General features: G+C 66.4%; 2 protein-coding genes. Both read right to left on the reverse strand.

Annotation, left to right across the window (positions count from 1 at the left end; genetic code table 11):
• Nucleotides 1-2228: 2228 nt before the first annotated feature.
• Entirely contained in the window at nt 2229-3254 is a 1026-nt protein-coding gene (locus IEY86_RS38470) for a dynamin family protein (protein ID WP_373287150.1), read from the reverse strand.
• A gap of 768 nt (nt 3255-4022) precedes the next feature.
• On the reverse strand, nt 4023-4607 hold the full coding sequence (locus IEY86_RS35560) for a tyrosine-type recombinase/integrase (protein ID WP_229699069.1): 585 nt from the start codon (nt 4605-4607) through the stop codon (nt 4023-4025).
• Nucleotides 4608-5040 lie beyond the last annotated feature (433 nt).

Here is a 5040-nt window from a genome sequence, read left to right on the forward strand (position 1 = left end):
CACGCGCTGGACGGGCTCGGTCACACCGACCGGGCAAGGGGCTGCTGGCAGGAAGCGCTCGCCCTCTTCGAGGGGCTGGGCGCCCCCGAGGCCGCTGACGTGCGGGCTCTCCTCGCCGTGGACAGAGCCTCGCCTGCTGACATTGTGCAGCGCTGAGGATATGCAGGAGTGCGACTGAATGGCTGCGTCACCACTGGTCCACCGGCAGCCATCGTCGCTCGGAGGTAGTGGTGGTGACCTGACCCCGTGAGATGTGTCCACCCGTGATGAGAGCGCGTAGCCCAAGATGCCGGGCGAAGCGAAGGGAGAATCATCACGATGGCTCGACGCACACACATCCCGGAGCAGATCGTCCGCAAGAGAGGCTGACCCGTCTCCTTGGCGAGGGGGGAAGGTCGCGGATGTGGCCCGGCACCTGGGCATCGCCGCGGCCATCTATTCCCATTGGTGGGCGCGGTTCGGCGGGGAAGAAGGCCGACGACGCCAAGCGGCTGAAGGAGTTGGAAGCCGCGAAGGGCTGCCTGCGGAAACACCGGGCCATCTGCGCGTGATTCGAAGATGTAAAGGCTGTTGGGGAGGCCGTACCGGGACGCGCCGACCGCAGTCCGCGGCATTGGACGCATCCGGGAAACAGGCACCGGGATCCGGTCTGCGGCTTCTGGAAGGTCGTAGAAGATCTGGTGTGCCGTACTGCACGACTTCGGGGCAGTGGTCAGGTCTTCCCAGGGGATGTACCGCAGTTTGAGCATGTCGTCGTCGAACGGCACGAACGGATGATGTCCGACCGTGTTGACTCTTCGATTAGATTCTGCGGTGCCGCTCATTCCCGTCCCCCACTTCGACGCCCACCTTTCCATGTGCTCGATCCGGCTGAATGGCCAACGCCTCGCCATGCTCCGGCATTTGGCTGTGTATCCACCCTTGCGAAGGGTGCCATGGTCCGATCGTCGGTTGGTGCGGTTCGCGGAACTCTTCCCGACTCTGGGCAACGAGGCTGGTCTCCGCTTGCGGCGGGGACGGCATTGCGTTTCCGATACATCGTCGCCTGATGTGCTGGCGCCCCGCCGCGTGCCCACCATCACCGTGTAGCTGTGGGAGCGTCCATCGCCGCCCCAACCTTGGACCGGACGCCGTCGTGTTGCTCAGGTCAGTAGAGGCACCCATCCGCACATGCGACATGCGACCTCTTCCCAGATCGAGTGGAGAGTGGATGGCAGAGATGCATGGGGCTCGGGCTCGGTAAACGCCAGGGGAGCCGGGATCTGGCTCCCCTGGCGGCCTTCGGCCCTACGCGGACAGGCGACGTGGCAAAGATCTGACTTTCGTCGTCGGGGCTGTCTCTGGCGCGCCCCGGCGCAGGATCTGCCCAGCCGCTGCCGCTCCTGGTCAGTGAGTCTGGCACACGGACAATTTCGACCTCCGCGTCTCCAGGGGTCGGAGCGGCCGTCACCTCACATCCAACCGTCACGTCCACCAATCCCGCGAACCTACGCGGTCACCGCGCCATCGGGCAACCCGTCGTATTGCGGAATTGGTGGAGAGGACATGCGGTATCCAGAGTTGTGTGGCACCACGGCGCCGACCACGATCCCAGGGACGGGAGCCGGTCGGCGCTTGGTACGGACCATGCCTGAATTGTGAACGTTTTGCTTGCGCATCGGATCTGAACGTGCCGATGAATGGTGATCGATCGGTCATTTTCATGGGCGCCCGGTGAAGTCCGCAGGCATGGTCGGTTTCGTTGGTCAACCGCTACTGTCGGCAATAGGACATTCCGCGTGACGCGGAATGCGGGGAGGGGGAATCCATGGCCGAAACCTTGCCGGGCAACGTCGCGGGAGACGCCGATGACAGGGAAGCCGTGGGGCGGCTGAACGATCTTCTGATGATCGAGCGGCGAGGAACCGACCCTGGGGAGCGTCACCTCGCGGGGCCGCACGCCCGGAAGGACGAGGCCCTGGACCTCTGGCTCGCGACAGCAGGTGCGCTTGCCGCAGGCGAACCCAAGCGGGCCTTGGCCGTCCTGCGGCGGTGGCCGCAGGGCCGGCCCGAATCGGCCATCCCGTCCTCGGCGGACGAACACGCGCAACTCGCGCGCGCCCTGCAGACCGCCGCCGTCGCCATGGACAGCAACTGGCAGCCCGGCACCTCGTTCGTTCCGCTGCGCCCCGAAGCGGCCGTTGAACTATTCAACATCAACGCCGGAATCGAGGCCGCCATCGGGTCCGTCACCGACACGGGTCTGCGTCTCGGTGCTCACCTCGCCGGGCGGCTCGCGCCCGTCCTCTTCTTCTCCCGAATATCGCTCGGCCATGCCAGGAGCGCGGTCGCGGCTGAGGAGGGAACCGTCCGGTGCGGGGCGCGCGCCCCCTGGACGGAGTGGGACCTCTCGGTCGACACCCGGGAGCTGCTGAAGTGGTTCGATGCCCTGTACGAGGAGATCGCGGGTCTTGGAAACGAGGACGCCGCCTACCACCTGTTGCTGGCCGCGGACCTAACGACGCCAGCAGTTCCTCGCCCAGCAAGGCATTGACGAAGGTGCTCTTTCCGCTGGAGAAGTCCCCGATCACAGCCAGGTAGAGGTGCGGGTCCCGCAGCCTTTTCTCCACCGCTTCCACAGCGGCCTGGACCCCCGGCGCGGAGGCAGTACGGCCCAGCAGGGACCAGGTGAACTCCAGGTGGGAGCGGATCTCCTCAGTCCATTCCTCATGCCCCCCGTGCGCAACCTGCGGCGTACGACTTCCTGTGCATGGCTCGTTCACTGTCCCCCCGAATGCTCGTCGTAGCCGACGGCCGTGCCGTAGGCCGCCGCCGCACCGTCGGACTGCCATAGTGCTGCGGTTCAGAACCCAGAGAAGCCCGTTATGCGGCTTTCTTTGGGTGCCTGGGTGCATGGCAGGGCGTACGGCAGGAACATGCGCCCGCGCACCGACCGGCGCAGGCGACGCCGGACCGAGCAACCCGTGCCGGGTGCCTGCCGCGGGGGTCGGCCGTCGGCCGCGCCTGGCAGTGCTCCCCGACATGTCCAGCTTGGGGTGGGGTGGGCCGTGTCGTTGCCGCACCAGTGCGGTATTCGCGGACATGGCTGACGCGAGAGTGCGACATAGGCGGCTGAGCGGCACATCTCCGCAGGCCGCGAGCAGTACCCGGTCGCCTGTTTTCAGTCTTGGTCGGCCAGCTTGGCGTCGCAGGACGGCGAGTCGGCGTCGCGGCACCGGCAGCTCGACGTCCTTGCTCGCGTTTCCCAGCAGCATCAGCGTCGCCGGCGCCAATGACCTCCATGCCGTGGGACAGGTCCAGGACCATCGCAGGGGCTCCGATCATCGTGTGCAGCTCGTCGAAGCCAACAGGGGCGGGAGAGAATGAGCCGATAGGTACCTTATGGTCGGCCTCCCGCTGAGTCGGGATCATTCCGCAGGTTCTATCTCTGGGCAGGGCTGCAGAGGCATGCGGGAGCGGGAGGGAGTTCGTCAAGGCCGTCGAGGAGCGGCAGATCAGTCGGAGCATGGCTGTGCTCTTTCCGCTGGAGAAGTTCCCGATCACGGCCACCTATAGGTGGGGGTCTCGCAGCCTGCTCTCCACCGCGAGCCCGAGTCGATCGAGACCAAGTTCGCACCCCAACGACTCGGCTGTAAGGTCAACTCTCGTACATACACGGCGATATGAGCCCGGTTCGCGGTCGGCGGGTCGACGTTCTCCCGCTTGCACATCTCCAGGTGCTCGGCCAGCCCCCGGGCATAGGCATCGGTGGTCCGGGGCGCCCGTCCCAAATCGGTCCACACCTGCAACCACCGGCCGCCCGCTCGTGCCGCCCGAGCACCGGCTCCAGCACCGCCGTAGCCAACGCATCTCCTCCGTCCGTGCTCGTAGCGCAGGGAGATGACCTCTGCTGCGGTCAAATTCCACGTAACTGGGGGTCAAGGGGTCGTGGGTTCAAATCCCGCCGTCCCGACAGAGCGGAAGACCCGCTGACTTGGAGAATAACTCCAGGTCAGCGGGTCTCTTTGTGTACTCGGTGAACGTCACTGCACGAGCCTCAGATGCCGCTTCGAGCCGTCCTTTGGGACCACTTTGGGACCAGGGGGCACGTCGCGGCCGACCGCGAGGTGAGCGCTGAGCGCGGCCCCGGCAAGCTCGATGGACCGCTTATCCGGGTGCAGGTACCGCTGCGTGGTGGTGAGCGACCCATGACCGGCGATCTTGCGGAGCACGTGCAAGGGCACTCCCGCGTCCGCCATCCAGGTAAGTCCGGTGTGCCGCAGGTCGTGCCGCCGAAGGTGCTCGTACCCGAGTTTCGAGACCACCTCGTCCCAGTGCGTGGCATCGCGGAGTACGGCTGTGGTGATCCTGCCCCCGCGGGGACCGGTGAACAGCCGGGCCATCGGATCGTTGCCCGCCGCGTCGAGCCTGTGAGCGACCAAGTCCCGAACCTCCGGGATGAGCGGCACCGTCCGCCGGCGCTTGCCCTTGGTGCCCTTGTCGATCAGCCCGCCGGGGCCCGGAGTGGTCTGTCGGCACGCCTCCCACGTCCAGGCGTCACGGTCGATGTCCTTGGCGCGCACGCCGGAGACCTCACCGATGCGGGATGCGCTGCACGCGGCGTACATGAGACCACCTCACCCCAGCCCGCGTAGGCGTCGGCGGAGCGCGTCACCAGGGCGTCGGCGAGCCGTTCCAGCGCGTCCCAGTCGGGCAGGGCCAGGGCTCGGGGGTCGTCCAACTCGTCCTCCGCCCGCTTGTACTCCTGCTGCCAGCCGGTCACCCGGGCAGGGTTGAAGTCGATGATGCCGTCACGTACCGCCTTCCATGGCAGTGTGGGCCCGGTTCATGGTGGCCTGGCTGACGCCGGCTTCCCCAGTACAGATTCTCCTTGGTCATCTTGCCGTCGGTGACCCGCGGTCGCCCTTCGATGTATCAAGGCCGAGTTGGACGAGTCTGGACCGGTCGTGGAGTTCATTCGTGGACGGTGCCGTCCGTGTGCATGGTCGGGTGGATCTTTGTTGGGCCGTACTCGTCGTGGTCGGTGGGGCGCGGTGGTTC

The sequence above is a fragment of the Wenjunlia tyrosinilytica genome, from assembly GCF_014646055.1.
GTDB lineage: Bacteria > Actinomycetota > Actinomycetes > Streptomycetales > Streptomycetaceae > Wenjunlia > Wenjunlia tyrosinilytica.

Bases quoted from the DNA above. Each gene is read 5' to 3' on its own strand.
- IEY86_RS38470 (WP_373287150.1), bottom strand. From the start codon at position 3,254: ATGCTGCTGGGAAACGCGAGCAAGGACGTCGAGCTGCCGGTGCCGCGA.
- IEY86_RS35560 (WP_229699069.1), bottom strand. From the start codon at position 4,607: ATGTACGCCGCGTGCAGCGCATCCCGCATCGGTGAGGTCTCCGGCGTG.